This is a genomic window from Pseudorhodoplanes sinuspersici (assembly GCF_002119765.1).
Lineage (GTDB): Bacteria > Pseudomonadota > Alphaproteobacteria > Rhizobiales > Xanthobacteraceae > Pseudorhodoplanes > Pseudorhodoplanes sinuspersici.
In genome coordinates this window covers 4,418,422-4,434,809 of the sequence record NZ_CP021112.1, presented here as the reverse complement: position 1 = coordinate 4,434,809, position 16,388 = coordinate 4,418,422, and the positions used below count along the sequence as shown (strand labels likewise).

At 61.3% G+C, this 16,388-nt stretch carries 18 protein-coding genes; 5 read left to right on the top strand and 13 right to left on the bottom strand.

Annotated elements, in window-relative coordinates; translation table 11 throughout:
* Window positions 1-50 precede the first annotated feature (50 nt).
* Entirely contained in the window at window positions 51-1,031 is a 981-nt protein-coding gene (locus CAK95_RS21545; RefSeq protein ID WP_086089789.1) for a hypothetical protein, read from the bottom strand.
* A gap of 264 nt (window positions 1,032-1,295) precedes the next feature.
* Between CAK95_RS21545 and CAK95_RS21540 the strand changes: the two genes are divergently transcribed.
* Window positions 1,296-1,979, top strand: a complete 684-nt coding sequence (locus tag CAK95_RS21540) for a DJ-1/PfpI family protein (protein WP_086089788.1) — start codon at window positions 1,296-1,298, stop codon at window positions 1,977-1,979.
* Here CAK95_RS21540 and CAK95_RS21535 read toward each other — a convergent pair.
* Together CAK95_RS21535 and fliK are read right to left on the bottom strand one after the other, a co-directional pair.
* Window positions 1,976-2,239 (bottom strand): EscU/YscU/HrcU family type III secretion system export apparatus switch protein, encoded by a 264-nt coding sequence (locus tag CAK95_RS21535; RefSeq protein ID WP_086089787.1) that lies wholly within the window; start codon window positions 2,237-2,239, stop codon window positions 1,976-1,978. The two genes, CAK95_RS21540 and CAK95_RS21535, sit on opposite strands and share 4 nt — an antisense overlap.
* On the bottom strand, window positions 2,236-3,270 hold the full coding sequence (gene fliK / locus CAK95_RS21530) for a flagellar hook-length control protein FliK (RefSeq protein WP_086089786.1): 1,035 nt from the start codon (window positions 3,268-3,270) through the stop codon (window positions 2,236-2,238). Before fliK ends, CAK95_RS21535 begins: the two co-directional genes overlap by 4 nt.
* A gap of 142 nt (window positions 3,271-3,412) precedes the next feature.
* On the opposite strand from fliK, the gene CAK95_RS21525 reads away from it, so the two are divergent.
* Window positions 3,413-3,931, top strand: a complete 519-nt coding sequence (locus CAK95_RS21525; RefSeq protein WP_086089785.1) for a Dps family protein — start codon at window positions 3,413-3,415, stop codon at window positions 3,929-3,931.
* A 62-nt stretch (window positions 3,932-3,993) separates the two neighbouring features.
* Here CAK95_RS21525 and blaOXA read toward each other — a convergent pair whose 3' ends face one another.
* The 3 genes from blaOXA to CAK95_RS21510 all read right to left on the bottom strand — a co-directional run bounded on the left by blaOXA (window position 3,994) and on the right by CAK95_RS21510 (window position 6,379).
* Window positions 3,994-4,818: a class D beta-lactamase gene (gene blaOXA / locus CAK95_RS21520; protein ID WP_086089784.1), complete on the bottom strand. Its 825-nt coding sequence runs from the start codon at window positions 4,816-4,818 to the stop codon at window positions 3,994-3,996.
* Window positions 4,819-4,903: 85 nt separating this feature from the next.
* A complete protein-coding gene (locus tag CAK95_RS21515; protein WP_086089783.1) occupies window positions 4,904-5,677 on the bottom strand; it encodes an ATP12 family chaperone protein in 774 nt (257 codons plus the stop codon).
* 24 nt (window positions 5,678-5,701) lie between these two features.
* Window positions 5,702-6,379, bottom strand: a complete 678-nt coding sequence (locus CAK95_RS21510) for an HAD-IA family hydrolase (RefSeq protein WP_086089782.1) — start codon at window positions 6,377-6,379, stop codon at window positions 5,702-5,704.
* A 427-nt stretch (window positions 6,380-6,806) separates the two neighbouring features.
* On the opposite strand from CAK95_RS21510, the gene CAK95_RS21505 reads away from it, so the two are divergent.
* The 3 genes from CAK95_RS21505 to CAK95_RS21495 all read left to right on the top strand — a co-directional run bounded on the left by CAK95_RS21505 (window position 6,807) and on the right by CAK95_RS21495 (window position 11,638).
* On the top strand, window positions 6,807-8,609 hold the full coding sequence (locus tag CAK95_RS21505) for an FAD-dependent oxidoreductase (RefSeq protein WP_086089781.1): 1,803 nt from the start codon (window positions 6,807-6,809) through the stop codon (window positions 8,607-8,609).
* Window positions 8,582-10,423, top strand: a complete 1,842-nt coding sequence (locus tag CAK95_RS21500; RefSeq protein WP_086089780.1) for a 2-oxoacid:acceptor oxidoreductase subunit alpha — start codon at window positions 8,582-8,584, stop codon at window positions 10,421-10,423. Before CAK95_RS21505 ends, CAK95_RS21500 begins: the two co-directional genes overlap by 28 nt.
* Window positions 10,424-10,582: 159 nt before the next feature.
* Window positions 10,583-11,638 (top strand): 2-oxoacid:ferredoxin oxidoreductase subunit beta, encoded by a 1,056-nt coding sequence (locus CAK95_RS21495; protein ID WP_086089779.1) that lies wholly within the window; start codon window positions 10,583-10,585, stop codon window positions 11,636-11,638.
* On the opposite strand, the gene CAK95_RS21490 is transcribed toward CAK95_RS21495, so the two are convergent.
* From CAK95_RS21490 to CAK95_RS21460, 7 genes are all read right to left on the bottom strand, one after another.
* Window positions 11,619-12,533 (bottom strand): dimethylarginine dimethylaminohydrolase family protein, encoded by a 915-nt coding sequence (locus CAK95_RS21490; RefSeq protein WP_086089778.1) that lies wholly within the window; start codon window positions 12,531-12,533, stop codon window positions 11,619-11,621. The genes CAK95_RS21495 and CAK95_RS21490 overlap by 20 nt on opposite strands.
* Window positions 12,534-12,558: 25 nt before the next feature.
* Entirely contained in the window at window positions 12,559-13,815 is a 1,257-nt protein-coding gene (gene rocD / locus CAK95_RS21485; RefSeq protein ID WP_086089777.1) for an ornithine--oxo-acid transaminase, read from the bottom strand.
* A 125-nt stretch (window positions 13,816-13,940) separates the two neighbouring features.
* On the bottom strand, window positions 13,941-14,438 hold the full coding sequence (locus CAK95_RS21480) for an Lrp/AsnC family transcriptional regulator (protein ID WP_086089776.1): 498 nt from the start codon (window positions 14,436-14,438) through the stop codon (window positions 13,941-13,943).
* A gap of 71 nt (window positions 14,439-14,509) precedes the next feature.
* A complete protein-coding gene (locus CAK95_RS21475; protein ID WP_086089775.1) occupies window positions 14,510-15,034 on the bottom strand; it encodes an SRPBCC family protein in 525 nt (174 codons plus the stop codon).
* Window positions 15,035-15,085: 51 nt separating this feature from the next.
* Window positions 15,086-15,571: an SRPBCC family protein gene (locus CAK95_RS21470; protein ID WP_086089774.1), complete on the bottom strand. Its 486-nt coding sequence runs from the start codon at window positions 15,569-15,571 to the stop codon at window positions 15,086-15,088.
* Between the two features lie 39 nt (window positions 15,572-15,610).
* Window positions 15,611-16,072, bottom strand: coding sequence for an SRPBCC family protein (locus CAK95_RS21465; RefSeq protein WP_086089773.1), 462 nt, complete (start codon window positions 16,070-16,072; stop codon window positions 15,611-15,613).
* The gene (locus CAK95_RS21460) at window positions 16,065-16,388 is read right to left on the bottom strand and encodes an ArsR/SmtB family transcription factor (protein WP_086089772.1); all 324 of its coding nucleotides are present in this window, start codon (window positions 16,386-16,388) and stop codon (window positions 16,065-16,067) included. The genes CAK95_RS21465 and CAK95_RS21460 overlap by 8 nt, the downstream gene beginning before the upstream one ends.

The window sequence follows — 16,388 nt, the reverse complement described above, 5'->3', positions numbered from 1 at the left end:
CTCGTTCGACGCCCCACCGAGCCCCGGCGACGAATTTCTTAAGAGAGCGATCAGGACGCCGGCGAAGGCTTGCGATTCAGCGTTCGCAACGCGAAGGCAATCACGATCAGCAGGATGCCGCCCGCCAGCACGCTGAAGGCATTGGCGCCGAGATGCTCGAACCACTGCGTATAGAAGTGGATGCCGCCGAATACCGCGGCGAGATTGACCACCCAGCGCCGTCCCGACTTGACGCCCCAGACGCCGGCGGCGATCAGCGCCACCGCCCAGCCGATCGAGAAGACATAAGGCGGGATAACCGCGCCATGGGCGGTGAAATCCGGGCCGCCCTTCGGATCGTTATAGACGATGTAACGGTAGAGCCGCAGACGGTCGCCCCAGAGCGAGCCGATCCAGAAACCGAAATTCACCAGCACCAATGACATGCGCGCTGCCGCGAGGCTGATGCGCTCGTAATCGGCCCTCACCTGCTGCGAGATCAGATACAGCGCGAACGCGAGACCTGAAAACAGCACCACCGTGACGAGCGGCTCCTGGATCGACAGCGAATACATCGCGTGGATATAGCCGGTCCGCGCACCGAGACAGCCGGCGAGCGACACCACCGCCAAGGCCGCCATCAGACTGGATCGCGCCAGCACCGCCGTCACCGCCAGCACGGCGGTGACGAAAGCCGCAGCGCGCAGCGAACCATCTTCAAGGATCAGTAAACCCGCACCGCCGGTCAGCGCGCCGATCAGGATCAGCGTCTGCGAGAGCAGGCTTACCATCTCGCCGCGGGCCAGCAGAAGAAGAAGGCCTAGACCGAACACGCAGCCGCCGATGATCGCCGCCGATTGCGCGGTGAAATCGAACGCCGTCAGCATCACCGCGACGGCGCCGGCACTTGCGGCGATGACGCCGAAGCCGGTCAGGATATTGAGGCCGAGATTGCCGGTTTCGGTCGCGGCCAGCGCCTTCAGGCGCTCAGCGTCGGCGGCTGTGATCTTGCCCTGTTCGAGCAACTTCGACAGATCGAGTGTGATTTTCATGAGGACAATGTCGCCCGGAATCGAAAAAGGGTTCAACGCCGCGATGTGAAGGCTTTGATCTGGCGGATACGTTCATCATCAGCGCGGCCGACGCAAGCGATATCGGATCCGCATTGTCCGCGCAGTGACTTCGGAGAGAAGAGAAAGAGAGAGACTTGGCTGGAGACTTGGCTAAAGACTTGGCGGGACGGTCAGCTCGCAGCCCCTTAACGGTCGCACCGTACTGAATTACAGTGGATCGGATCATCAGCGGGGCTTGGAAGAATGCAGATTGGCTTCGTTCTCTTTCCGAAGTTGACGCAACTCGATCTGACAGGTCCGGCGGAGGTGTTCTACCGGGTGCCGGGGGCCAGCGTTCATCTGCTCTGGAAGACGATTGAGCCCGTCTCGTCCGATCGTGGCATGTCGATCCTTCCCACGATGAGATTTGCTGATTGCACCGCTCTCGATCTCATTTGTGTTCCGGGAGGACCGGGCCAGATCGACCTGATGGACGACAAAGAGACTTTGAATTTTTTATCCCGCATCGCGCCGAGCTGCCAATTGGTAACATCCGTTTGCACCGGCTCACTGGTCCTCGCCGCAGCGGGTCTGTTGAACGGATACCGGGCGACCTGCCATTGGTCTTCGATTGATCAGCTTCGTTTGCTGGGTGCCATCCCAACCGCTGAGCGTGTCGTCAAAGACCGAAATCGTGTGACCGGCGCAGGTGTCACCTCTGGAATCGATTTCGCGCTGACCGTTGTTGCCGATCTCTTCGGAGAGCAAACCGCCCAAGAGATACAGTTACAGATGGAATACGATCCTGAGCCGCCGTTTCGAGCCGGATCACCCCGCTCAGCCCCGGAAGCCGTGGTCGAGGCGATGCGCGAGAAGATCGCCCCCTTCATCGCCAGACGGAGAGCGGCGACCGAACGAGCCGCTTTCAACCTGCGCAGTAAAGTCTAACGATTCCCCATGCGGCCGGACGTGCGCAGAATGTAGCTCAGCACCTCCGCGACGGCGCGGTACAGGCTCTCCGGAATGTTCTGATCCAGCGGGATTTTCGACAACGCCTCGGCCAAAACCGGATTGTCCGACAACGGCACGCCATTGGCCTTCGCCGCTTCGACGATGCGCTCCGCCAGTTCGCCACGCCCGATGGCGGTGACGCGCGGCGCGGTCGGCGCATCGTATTTCAGCGCGACCGCAACCTTTTGCCCGCTCATGACGCGCGATCCACGAACAGTCCGGCCGGCGCCGATGAGATTTGCGGTTTGCCGGTGCGGCATTGCAAATCGCCGACATCGAGCGCAGCTTCGGCGAGCGATGCTTCAAGCATCGGCAAATCATCGCGCAGGGCCTTCGCGCTGTCCTTGCGTTCGGCCATCAGCGCGACATGCGTGAGACCGCCAATCTGCGACACGCTGGCCCGCACCGGCCCCAGCGGCTCGAGATCGATCGCCAGATTGATGCGCCAGGTCTTCTCGCGGCTGGCTTCGCCATCCTGCCGTTCTTCGTCATGTTCGATCTGAAGCTGGATGATCGCGGTGCCGAGCGGTGTCGCCAGCGGAATATCCATCGTCAGCTTGGGCGAAGCGTCGGTTTGCTGCGGGGCGACGGCATCCGGCAGCGACGCAATCTGCAGCAATGTCTGACGCGCCAGCGCGCCGTCGGTTTCGGCAAGAAGCTGAAAACCGGCGGCACGAGCATCGAGCATCGCAAGCGGTGACACGGCAGGCTGTTGCGCGACCGGTGCTGCGCCACGAAACGGCGGCGGCAATTGCGGATCGGCACGCGTCTCCGGCACCGATACACCGAGCCAGCTTTGCAATGTCTGCCGGAGCGACAGCAAAGCGGTTTTCATGTCACCCGCGGGCGCAAGGCCGGCAGCGAGCATCGCTTCGGTGAACAAGCCCGATTTCAGCACGGCGGTCTTCAGCGCATCGGCATGGCCAGCGTCCATGCGCAATGACAGGACGGACTGTGCCGCCGCCCGCACGGCTTGCGGCAGATCCGTGCGTGTGATCGCCGCGTCCAGATCCCCATAAAGCTGTGCCAGTCCGCTTTGCTGCGAGACCAGCCGGGCCGCCGCATCCTTGATCACCGTGTTCGCTGCAAGCGCCGCGTTGTCCGGCATCGATGGTGCGATGCTCGCAGCGCGGGGCAGCACAGCCTTACCGGCATGCATGGTCGACAGATCAACCGCGGAAGGGCTGAAAACAATGTTTTGAGGCAAGCCCGCACTAATCCTCGTCATGCAAGCATGCTAATGTTCAAGGGTGAAACGGGCGTTAACGGGCTGTTTACCGTGCGCCGTCTGTTGTCCCGGAACAAAAGCCTCATTTCATCGATCTAGACTATTCAAACCCTCCCCCTCCCTTGTCACTGGACCTATCGCCATGAGCGCTGAAAAAACCAAAGCCCGCCTCGCCACCCCGACCGACCTCGGCGCCAATGCCACCAAGGATATTTCCGGCGCGCTGAATGCGCTGCTTGCCGATACCTTTGCGCTGTACCTGAAGACCAAGAATTTTCACTGGCATGTCTCAGGCCCGAATTTCCGCGACTATCATCTGATGTTCGACGAGCAAGGCGATCAGATCTTCGCGATGACCGACGTCATCGCCGAACGTGTCCGCAAGATCGGCGGTACGACGCTGCGCTCGATCGGCGACATTTCGCGCCAGCAGCGGCTCGCCGACAACGACGCTCCCTATGTCGACACGCAGGACATGCTGGCCGAACTGCGCGAGGACAACCAGCGCTTCATCGCGTCGATGCGGCAGGTCCACGACGTATGCGACGAACACGGCGATGTCGCGACCGCGAGCCTGCTCGAAAACTTCATCGATGAAGCCGAAAAGCGGGTGTGGTTCCTGTATGAGAGCGGCCGTGCGGCGACCGCGACGGGGCAGTAATCCCAATTTTGTCATTCCGGGTCACGTGCGCCAGCACGTGATTCTGGTATGATGGCATTCCTTCAGATCGCCCCGATCTCGCCGAGGATCGATTTCGTGATCTCCATGCGGCGCGCGAGATCGGCCGGGCTGCGGATATCGATGTTCATCGCAAAGACCGACGAATCCTCGCCACGGTCGACATAACCGGCCAGCCAGCCGAGCGTCGCCTTCTCGCCCGGCGTCCCATCGATACCGAGCGCACCGGTTTTTGAGCGGAGGTGTCCGCCGGAAACCGCTTCGGATGGAATGATCTCGCGGGCGATATCGAGACTGCGCTTTGACACCGGCAAATCGCCGCGGCGCAGCTTGTCGAAAAACGCGATCTGCTCCAGCGCCGAAATGCGCAATGGCCCATCCAGCCAGAAGCGGTCGATCACAGGCCCGATCTCGCGATTGCCGTACTGAAACGCATCGAGATATTTCTGCATGCGTTCGGTGCCGATGCGGCGCGCAATCTGCTGATAGACCGGCACCGCCGACACGGCCATGGCGCTGCGCAAGGTGTGATCCTTGTTCCAGGCCTCGATCGACCGCACCTGCCCGTCCCAATGGATGATTTCCTTATCGGCATCGGCCACGACGCCGGTCTCCAGCGCGATCAGCGCATGCGGCACCTTGAAGGTCGAAGCCGGGATGAAGGGCTGCCGCATGCGTCCTTCATCTGTCGACAGCAGCTTGTTGTCACGCACGCGCAGCACGGCAAACACGCCCTCGGTGCCGGCTTCGCTGAATCTGGCGGCCATGTCCGCTTTCAGTTCGAAATTCGGAGAAGCGCCGGCAACGAAGGGGCAGACAGCGGCACCGGCCAAAGTCGTGACGAAGGTACGACGATCGATCTTGCTCATGCGCCGCAGAAAGCCAAAGGTTATGGCGCAATCGTGGCCAGTGACTGGTTTATCCAATTGTCTTATCCGGAGAGAGGCTACGGGCTTATCGAATGAATTTCAGAATCGCGGCGGCGGCTTTCATCTCGGCCAGCCGATGCTCGCGGCGCTGCATCGCCAGCGTGTCGCGGCCCCATTGTTCCATCTGCCAGTCCTCGTCGACATGAGCAGCCTTCCAGGCCTCGTCCAGCGAGATCGCATCATGGGCGAGCGCAAGCGCCAGCAAGGCCGAACCGGTCAGTGTCATCGCCGAATGGGCCGCGCCGAGCCGCCAGAGATTAGTCGGGATCGCCTTGCCGGCCGCGGCCACCGCTTCCGGCGGCTGTGCGGCAAAGACAACCCCTTCGACCATGATGAAATGAGCGTCGAGCGCATTCGCCGCCCAGGCCACCACCGGATCCCAGGCCGCGGCCTGCCGTTCGATCAATCGCTCCGGGCCGTCGGCGCGATAGAATAAAAGATCGGAGCCGAGATATTTGACGATCTCATCATGCACCAGCTCGGGCGATGCGGCGACGCCATCGATGATCGAGTTTGCAAGACGTGTCAGCGGCATATGAGCCGGATCAATCATATCGGTCTGGGCCTGCCATTCGTCGGCGATGGCCTGCGACAACGCCCGCGACGGGGTTGCCAGCGCATGGCGCGCAGGCGTGCGCACCGGCTTGCCGTCGAGTGTCACCTCAAACAGATCACCGTTCTGGGTGACGCCGGCCGTATCGTAAAAGCGCTTGCGCAAGGTCGGGCGAACATGGCGCCGTGCCGCCTCCATCGGATCGAGCGGATCATTCTTGAAAATGTCTTCGAAAATATCGCGCATGAGTTATCTCGACCGCGCTCGGCCTCAGGCCGCCTGCGGCGCAAAGAGTAAACCGTCGATGGAAGCGGCCAGTTCCATGTGATCGCTGACGACATGGTCAGCGCCGCTGGCTTTCAGCACCGCCTCGGTGTGATAACCCCAGGTCACGCCGATGGACGTCACACCGGCGGCGCGGGCCATCTCGATATCGTAGGAGGTATCGCCGACCATGAGCGTGTCGCCGGGCTCCGCGCCCGCCTCGCGCATCGCCTCCAGGATCATGCCGGGATGCGGCTTGGACGGTGCATCGTCCGCTGTCTTGATGGTGGCGAAATGCGACAGCAGGCCGTGATGGGTCAGAATGGCACGGACCCCGCGTTGCGATTTGCCGGTGGCAACACCGAGCAGGCAATCGCCGCGGCTGGCCAAAGTCAGGATCGTTTCGCGGACACCGGTATAAAGCGGCTCCTGATGATCGACCGAATGACGAAGATCGAAAAAGGCCTGCTTGTAGTGTTCGATCATGCCATCGAACGGGAAATCGTCGTGTCCGCGCCCCAGCACTTCGAATGCTTCGCGCAGCGACAGCCCGACGATCGACAACACAGTCTCACGGGGCGGGCAGACAATGGCATGGGCGTCATAAGCGCGCTGCATCGCCGCGCAGATCATGTGCTGGCTGTCCACCAGCGTGCCGTCGCAATCGAAGATGACAAGTTTCATTCCGTTAAACATCTCGCCTGACACTCACCGCGCTGTGATGATTGGTGCGCGAGAGCAAAGAAAAGTGAATGGAACAGCCAAACTGAAAAAGCCGGGTTAACCCGCGTCGGCAACAGCCCTGCCCCGCAAAAGACCGCCCCGCAAGGCTGATTTTTTTCACAGATCTGAAACAACACGCGCTGAGGTGGTGCCTACGCGCTGTTGCATCGCAATATCGGTCAATCGCGTGTTCCGCAAGGCGGGTCATTCGCATGCGCGCGACAAACTTAACTCGATAGTGACTTCCGCTATGCGTCTTTTGGCGACTAGAATTCAAGAACTAGACTAATTAGGTTTAGGAAGTGGATTCGGCGGCACAAGCCGGACCATCGGGGGAAAACCGTCGTTTGCGCGCCACGCGTGCTGCATAGGCGCGTCCGAGGACCGAATGAAGCTGACCGATATTTCGGCGCCGGACTATTTTCATAAAGTCGTCGACTGCCAATGGGCCTGTCCGGCGCATACGCCCGTTCCCGAATACATCCGGCTGATCGCACAGGGGCGCTATTCCGACGCCTACATGGTCAACTGGCAATCCAACGTGTTTCCGGGAATTCTCGGACGCACCTGCGACCGCCCTTGTGAACCGGCCTGCCGGCGCGGCCGTGTCGAAGAGGAACCGGTGGCGATCTGCCGCTTGAAGCGCGTCGCCGCCGACTACAAGAATGACGTGTCGGCGCGGATGCCGCGCAAGGCGCAGCGCAAAAACGGCAAGCGCGTCGCGCTGGTCGGCGGCGGACCCGCTTCGCTCACCGTTGCCCGCGATCTCGCGCCCCTTGGCTATGAATGCATCGTGTTTGACGGCGATCCGCGCGCCGGCGGCATGATGCGCACGCAGATCCCGAAATTCCGCCTGCCCGATTCCGTCATCGATGAAGAAACCGGCTACATCCTCGATCTCGGCGTCGAATTTCGCGGCGGCCAGCGTATCGATAGCCTGAAATCGTTGCTGGCTGAAAATTACGATGCGGTGTTCGTCGGCTCCGGTGCGCCGCGCGGCCGCGATCTCGACATCCCCGGCCGCAAGGAAGCGGCCAGGAACATCCATATCGGCATCGACTGGCTGTCCTCGATCGCGTTCGGCCATATCGACAAGATCGGCAAGCGCGTGATCGTGCTTGGTGGCGGCAATACCGCGATGGATTGCTGCCGTTCCGCCCGACGGCTCGGCGGCGAGGATGTGCAGGTCGTCGTGCGTTCCGGTTTCGATGAGATGAAGGCGTCTCCCTGGGAAAAGGAAGACGCGATGCACGAGGATATCCCGATCCACAATTATCTCGTGCCCAAAGCCTTCACGCACGAGAATGGCAGATTGACCGGCATCACCTTCGAGAAGGTGAAAGCCGAATACGACGCCAAGGGCCGGCGCAATCTCGTGCCTTCGGGCGAACCCGATCAGCATTTCCCCTGCGATGACGTGCTCGTCGCGGTCGGCCAGGAGAATGCCTATCCCTGGATCGAACGCGATATCGGCATTGAGTTCGATAAATGGAACATGCCGGTCGTCGATCCGAAAACCTTCGTGTCGACAAACCCGAAAGTGTTCTTCGGCGGCGATGCCGCTTTCGGACCCAAGAACATCATCTGGGCGGTGGCGCACGGACATGACGCCGCTCTGTCGATCCACAAATTGCTCTCCGGCGAAGAGATCACCGAGCGGCCATTGCCGCATGTGGAGATCGAAAGCCAGAAGATGGGCATCCACGAATGGTCGTATGACAACGACATCACGCTGGATCAGCGTTTCCGCGTCCCCTTAAGGGAAAAGACGGTGGCGTTGCGCGACATCAAGGCCGAGGTCGAACTGGGCTTCGACGTTAAGCTCGCGCTTGGCGAAGCGCATCGCTGCCTGAATTGCGACGTGCAGACGGTGTTCACCGGGCAACTCTGCATCGAATGCGATGCCTGCGTCGATATCTGCCCGATGGATTGCATCACCTTCACACAGAATGGCGAGGAAGCGGACCTGCGCCAGCGCCTCAGCGCGCCGGCCAACAATCTGACGCAAGATCTCTATGTCGCGGACAATCTGAAGACCGGCCGTGTCATGGTGAAAGACGAGGACGTCTGTCTGCATTGCGGCCTGTGCGCCGAACGATGCCCGACCGGCGCCTGGGACATGCAAAAATATCTTATCGAAATGGCATATGCGGGTGAGACGAAATGCCAGGCGGCACGATCAGCAGCGTAAACGACTTCGTCATCCGCTTCGCCAATGTGAACGGGTCAGGTTCGGCGAGTGCCAACGAGATGTTCGCCCGCGCGGTGATGCGGATGGGCGTACCGGTTTCTCCCCGCAACATCTTTCCCTCCAACATTCAGGGATTGCCGACCTGGTATGAAGTGCGGGTCACGGAAGCGGGCCATCTTGGCGCGCGCGGCGGCGTCGACTTCATGGTAGCGATGAACCCGCAGACCTTCGACAAGGACATCGCCGGGATCGAACCGGGCGGCTATCTGCTTTACGACTCGACCAAGCCCCTGCCCCAATCGAAATTCCGCGACGACATCAATGTCATCGGCGTGCCGCTGACCGCGATCTGCAACAAGGAATATACCGACCCGCGCCAGCGTCAGCTGTTCAAGAACATCATCTATCTCGGCGTCCTGTCGGCATTGCTCGATATGGATGCGAAAGTGATCGAGACGCTGATCGGCGAGCAGTACAAGGGCAAGGACAAGCTGATCGGCCCGAACGTGCATGCGCTGCATCTCGGCCGCGACTGGGCTCTGGAAAATCTGAAATGCCCGATCGGCTTGCGGGTGCGCGCATCGGACAAGGTCGGCGACCGCATCTTCATCGAGGGCAATTCCGCGGCGGCGCTCGGCGCCGTCTATGGCGGCGCCACCGTCTGCGCCTGGTATCCGATCACACCGTCCTCGTCACTCGCTGACGCCTTCACCCGCTATTGCGCCAAGCTGCGCGTCGACAAGGACACCGGCGAAGCCAAATACGCCATCATCCAGGCCGAGGACGAACTCGCCTCCATCGGCATGGTGATCGGCGCATCGTGGAATGGCGCCCGCGCCTTCACCGCCACGTCCGGTCCCGGCATTTCGCTGATGCAGGAATTCTGCGGCCTGGCCTATTTCGCTGAAGTGCCGGCCGTCATCTTCGACGTGCAGCGCGGCGGGCCATCGACCGGCATGCCGACTCGCACGCAGCAATCCGATCTCTTGATCTGCGCCTATGCCTCGCATGGTGACACCAAGCACATCTTGCTGTTTCCGGAAGACCCGCACGAGGCGTTCGAATTCGGCGCCCTCTCGTTCGATCTCGCCGACCGGTTGCAAACGCCGATCTTCGTCATGCTCGACCTCGATATCGGCATGAACCACCGGCTGTGCGCGCCGCTGACATGGGACGACACGCGCCAATATGACCGCGGCAAGGTGATGACCTACGAGGAGCTGGAGGCCGGCACCGATTTCGGCCGCTATCTCGACGTCCATGGTGACGGCATTCCCTATCGCACCTATCCAGGCACGCATCCGACCCGCGGCTCCTTCTTCACCCGCGGTTCGACCCGCGACCGCTATGCCCGCTACACCGAAGAAGGCGGACCTTATGTCGACAACGTCATGCGGCTTCTCCGCAAATTCGAGAGCGCCAAAGACATCGTGCCGCGTCCCCTGATCGCCAATGCGGAACAGCAAACGAAATACGGCGTGATCTATTATGGCTCGACATCACCGGCGATGGATGAGGCGATCGAACTGATCGAGGCCAAAGGCCACCGGCTCGACCGCATGCGCATTCGCTCCTTCCCGTTCCATTCCAGCGTCAACAGCTTCGTCGCCGATCACGACTTCGTCTATGTGGTGGAGCAGAACCGCGACGGACAACTTCGCTCGCTGATCGTCAACGAATGCGGCATCGATCCGGTGCGGCTGGTGCCGATCCTGCATTTCGACGGCACGCCGATCACCGCGCGCTTTATCGCCAAGGCGATCGGCGATCATCTCGACCAGTTGAAGGTCAAGCGAAAGCAGGCGGCGTCATGAAAATGTTCTGCCGCAGCCGTCACTCTTCACCTCCCCCTGGAGGGGGGAGGTCGGCGCACATAGTGCGCCGGGATGGGGTGACACGGTCATTCCATCACCCCACCCCGGCGTGCTTCGCACGCCGACCCTCCCCCTCCAGGGGAGGGTAAAGGACGCGTCATGACCTACATCGCCAAACCGAAATTCCACCACCCGGCGCTGCCGAAGAACGACCTCGGTTACACGCACCGGGACTATGAAGGCACGATCTCGACGCTGTGCGCCGGCTGCGGTCATGACTCGATCACCGCCTCGATCATCGAGGCGTGTTTCGAACTCTCGATCGAGCCGCACCGGGTGGCGAAGATTTCCGGCATCGGCTGCTCATCGAAGACGCCGACTTACTTCCTCGGCAATTCGCACGGCTTCAATTCCGTGCATGGCCGCATGCCGTCGGTGCTGACGGGCGCCAATCTCGCCAATCGCGACCTGATCTATCTGGGCGTTTCCGGCGATGGCGACTCGGCCTCGATCGGCTTTGGCCAGTTCGCGCATGTGATGCGGCGCGGCGTCAACATGACCTATATCGTCGAGAATAACGGCGTGTACGGCCTGACCAAGGGACAGTTCTCGGCGACCGCCGATCGCGGTTCTAAGTCAAAGCGCGGCGTGATCAATACCGACAATTCCATCGACCTCGCCGCCATGGCGCTGCAGCTTGGCGCCACCTTCGTCGCCCGCTCTTTCTCCGGCGACAAGAAACAGCTCGTGCCGATCATCAAGGCCGCCATCGAACATCAGGGCGCGGCCTTCCTCGACGTGATCTCGCCGTGCGTCGCCTTCAACAATCATGCCGGCTCGACCAAAAGCTTCGATTATGTGCGCGAGCATAACGAAGCGGTGAACCGGCTCGACGTGATTTCGGCCCGCGCACCGATTGCGGTGGATTATCCCGAAGGCACGGTGCAGATCGTCGAGCAGCACGACGGCTCGAAACTGGCGTTGCGCAAGCTCGGTGCCGACTACGAAATCCATGACCGCTATGCGGCGATGAATTTCCTGCAGAAGCATGCGTCGGAAGGACAGATCGTCACCGGCGTGCTCTACATCGCCGACGAGCCGCAGGATCTGCACACGTCATTGAAGACCGTGCAGATGCCGCTGAATGCGCTCGGCGAGAAAGAGCTGTGTCCCGGTTCGGCGGCGCTCGACCGGATCAACGCCGGCCTGCGATAGCGTCCCGCATTTTGGGAGCGGACTGGCTGGCCGACTGTGCCGATGTCAGGTCGAGCCGCAGCGTCAGGCAGAAGGCCGAACCGCCGCTGCGCAGGAACGAGGTCAGCGGCGTCGTCACCACGCGATAGCCACGCTCCGCAAGCTGCGCGCTCAGATAATCGCTGCAGGCCGACATCACCAGCGTGTCACCGATTGAGACCGCATTGGCGCAAAGCTGCACGGCGTCATCCTCGGCGATGCCGATGCGCTGCGAGGCCGGCACATGCGCAGCGATCGCTGCCCTGCCTTCCGCTGAAAAGGCCTGCGGAACATACATGATCTCGCCACGCGGCAAGGCGCTCAGCGCCGTATCCATGTGATAGAAGCGCGGATCGACCAGTTCGAGCGGCACGACATCGAGGCCGAACACATCCTTGACGGTGTTTGCCGCGGCGGCGTCGGAACGCGGGCCATAGCCAAGCCAGAACAGATTGCGGGCGCGGTCGAACACGCAATCGCCTGCCCCTTCCAGCGTCACATCATCGGGAAGCGTCACGATCTCGTCGATGATCCCACGCGCGCGCAGGCTCTGGAAGGCCGCGGCAAGATGGTTTTCTTCCGCGCGCCGTTGCGGATGACGAAAGCGCGCCAGCAGCGCCTTGCGGTCCATCACCACCGCCGCATTGGCGGTGAAGACGAGATCGGGCACACCGGCCACAGGCGGCACCAGCTCGATCCGCGCACCGAGATCGCGCAGCGTCTTGCGCAGCGCCATCCACTGGCTGTGCGAGGCCGCGGCCAGCTTGCGCACATCGCGTTCCCATTCAGACGGGTCCATCCACGGATTGATGGCATAGACGACTCCGAAATGTTCGGGCCGGCACATCAGGATGCGTGGGTTCGACTGGACTTTCATAGCTTCCCCTCGATGGATCGATTGGTTACGCGGCGACCGGCTGCCCCGATGGCACCGCTTCGTTCAGCGCCTCGGCAAAGATATCAAGCGCGATATCGAGATCGTATTTGCGGATCACGAGCGGTGGCGCGAGGCGGACGACGGTGCCGTGGGTGTCCTTTGACAGCACGCCTTTATCCAGCATCCGCAAACAGACATCGCGGGCGCTGGCTTGCCTGGGATCGATCTCCACGCCCGCCCAAAGTCCGCGTCCCCGCACCGCCCTCAAAGCCGGATTGCGGATCGCGCGCAGACGATCGAACATGTGTTCGCCCAGCATGCGGCTTCGCTCGACGAGGCCTTCCTCCTCGATCACGCGCAACGCCTCGAAGCCGACCGCCGCCGCCAGAGGGTTACCGCCAAAGGTCGAACCATGCGACCCCGGCGTGAACACAGCCATCACCTCCCGGCGCGCGACGAAGGCCGAGACCGGCAGCATGCCGCCGCCCAGCGCCTTGCCGAGCACAATGCCATCGGGCATCACGCCTTCGTGCTGGAAGGCGAACCAGTCGCCCGCACGGCCAAGACCGGATTGCACTTCATCGAGGATCAGCAGCACGCGGTGTTCGTCGCAGAGTTGGCGCAGACCGGCGAGATAGCCTTGCGGCGGCACGATGATTCCGCCCTCGCCCTGAATGGGCTCGATCAGAATGGCCGCCGTCCGCGGCGTAATCGCCCTTTTCATCGCCAACAGATCGCCGAACGGCACCGAGACGAAACCGGGCGCGAAGGGTCCGAAGCCATCGCGATAATCGGGCTCCGACGAGAACCCGACAATCGTCGTGGTGCGGCCGTGGAAGTTGCCGTCCGCAACGATGATTTCGGCCTTGTTATGCGGAATGCCCTTGACGTAATAGCCCCAGCGGCGCGCGGCCTTGATCGCGGTTTCGACCGCCTCGGCGCCGGTGTTCATCGGCAAGGCTTCGTCGAGGCCGGTGCGTTTGCACAAAGCCGCAAGGAACGGTCCAAGCTTGTCATTGAAATAAGCGCGTGATGGCACCGCCAATTGGGACGCCTGCGCTTCCAGCGCCGCCAGAATCCGCGGATGGCCATGACCATGGCTCGCTGCGGAATAAGCGCTCATCATGTCGATGTAACGGCGGTCGGCATCGTCCCACAGGAACGCGCCCTTCCCGCGTGTCAGCACCACCGGAAGCGGATCGTAGTTATGCGCGGAATAACGCTGCTCCAAAGCAAGCGGCGTTTCCGACCGGATCTCAAAGCGTTTCCCTGGGCGTGTCATTGGGCGCACCTCCATCAATAAAGAATAGGTGCGTGCAGATGCTTATGTTGCTGAATGCAGACACGCTGGCGACAAAAACGGCTGCAAGGCGCGCTGGCGGCGACAGAACTTGCTGTCGCGGTGCATTAACCGTATGGCGGGCTCAACAATGACATTGGATAACCGCCAAAGCGCCGCACCGGACGCAGCGCGATGTGGCTGACGATGCGGGACACGCCCAGCGTCTTGTCATCGATTAGATCGGCCGTCAGCGTTTCGTAGCGTCCGAGATCGGCACAGACGAAACGCGCGACATAGTCGACATTGCCGCTGACCTCCCAGCACTCCACGACCTCTTCGATCGCCACAAGGCGCTTTTCCAGACGATCCTGATGGCCCTGCTTTTCGAGAGCGATCTCCGCGAAGATCGTGACCGGCTTCGACAAACGCTCCAGCGCCAGCACCGCCCGATAGCCGGCAATGATGCCGGCGGCTTCCAGGCGGCGCACCCGCTCAAGGCATGGCCGCGCGGTGAGGCCGACGATCCCCGCCAGTTTCTGGATGGTCAGCCGCCCGTCCTGCTGAAGCGCAGCGAGAATCTTGATGTCGATGCGATCGAGCGCGGGCGGACGTTTGACGGCCATATCGACCCCGATTCGGATGCGAGGCCGGCATTGTAGTCCGTTATCGTCTCGAAGGCGTCCTTGTTAAGGCGTCATCGTTTCCAAGGCCTCTCCGCAACCGCGCGTTTTACCGCTTCCATAAACCCCTCCGGCGGCGCCATCTGGATGGTCATCGGCCTGCCGGTCTCCAAGACGCTCTTGAGATTGGACAGGATCGCCGGCCAGCCGGACCGGCCGCCAGCCATGATCGCCTCGGGCACGTCCCAGCTATGCGACTCGGTCATCGTCAGTTTGACCGCGTCGCCCGCCGGCTCGATGTCATAGGCCACGATGCATTCCGGCAACTCGCCGAAGCCTTCCATGCCTTCCACGATCCAGGTGCAGACGAAACGGCGCGGCGGCGACCAATCCAGCACTTTACCGCTGATGTGAACGCGGCCATCCGGATAGCGGTAGTGGAACGCACCGCCCGGCTTCGGTTCGACGTCGATAGCGAAACCGAAGAAATATTGCCGGCTGAATTCCGGATCGGTCAGAGCCTGCCACACCCTCTCCGGTGTCGAGGCAATATAGGTGACGTAGACGGTCTTCGGCTTGAACTGGCTGATGTCGGTCATGCCCTCACCCTTTCACAGCGACATACCGCGCAATATCGAATGCTCGATCTTTCATTGCGCGCATGCCGCCTCGAGCTTCTTGATGTCGTCTTCGCTGAAGGTCGGCTCCAGTGACTTGCCGGTCTCCAGCATGCTCTTGAGGCTCGAGAGAACGAGCGGCCATCCGCCGCTGATGCTTTCGAACACCTTGCTGTCTTCGTCGAAATCATCGTGCGTGACGGTGAGCTTCACCTGGCCCTTCAACTGTTCGAGTTCGAACAGCACGCGCGATGGCCGCTCATGCCGATGGCTTTCGTATTCGGGATGCCATGTGTAGGAGAGCCGATGCGGCGGTTCGCACAACAGGACGACGCCCGAGTCCATGGTGACGCCGTCCTTTTTCAGCGCGAAGGCCGAACCTTTCTTCCAGTTCGAATCGACGTGAAAGCCGAACCAGAATTGTTTCGAAATGGATGCGTCCGTCAGCGCCTCGAAGACCTTTTCGGCCGTCGAGGCGATGTAGGTGACATAGACGAATTTCGGCTTGTCAGCAGTCATGTCCCACTCCCTGCGTACAACGATTTCGGTCCATGATGTTCAGCTTTTGCCGGACCAGCGCTTCTGCGTCATCGGCATAGCCTTGCCGGTTTCGAGCAAGGTCTTCAGGCTGGAGAGAATGGCCGGCCAGCCGCCCGACACGCGACGCAGCATCTCGTTATCGAGATCCTCATGCGTCACGGTCAAACGCACCTCGCCCATATACGGCTCGATGTCGAAAGTGACGCGCGATTGTTTCGCCGGATCGTCACCTTTTTCAGGCGATGCCCAGCTCAAAACCAGACGGTGCGGCGGATTGCTTTCAAGCACCGTCCCGACAACGCGGACATTATTCGCATCGTCGTAATCTTCGTGACGCCACGCCGAGCCCGTCTTCCAGTCCGATACATTGCGATGCCGGCCCCAATAATCCTTGGTCATCTCCGGATCGAGCAGCGCATTCCACAATGTCTCCGGCGTCGTCTGGATGTAGGTCACATAAACGAAACTCGGCTTACCCATTACGCTTCTCCAAACTGGCCTTCAGGTCGCTCAGCGCCTGCAGGCGATGACTTTCGTATTTGCCGATCCAGCGTTCCGCGATCGCATGGATCGGCACTGGGTTGAGATAGTGCAGCTTCTCGCGCCCGCGCTTCACCGTGACGACGAGATTGGCCTCCTCCAGAATGGCCAGATGCTTGCTCACCGCCTGCCGCGTCATGTCCTGACGTTCGCAGAGTTCGCCGAGCGTCAGACCGTTGCGTGCGCGCAAGCGGTCCAGCAGCCCTCTCCGGCTTTCGTCAGCCAGTGCCTTGAACACCGGGTCGAGATTCTTCAT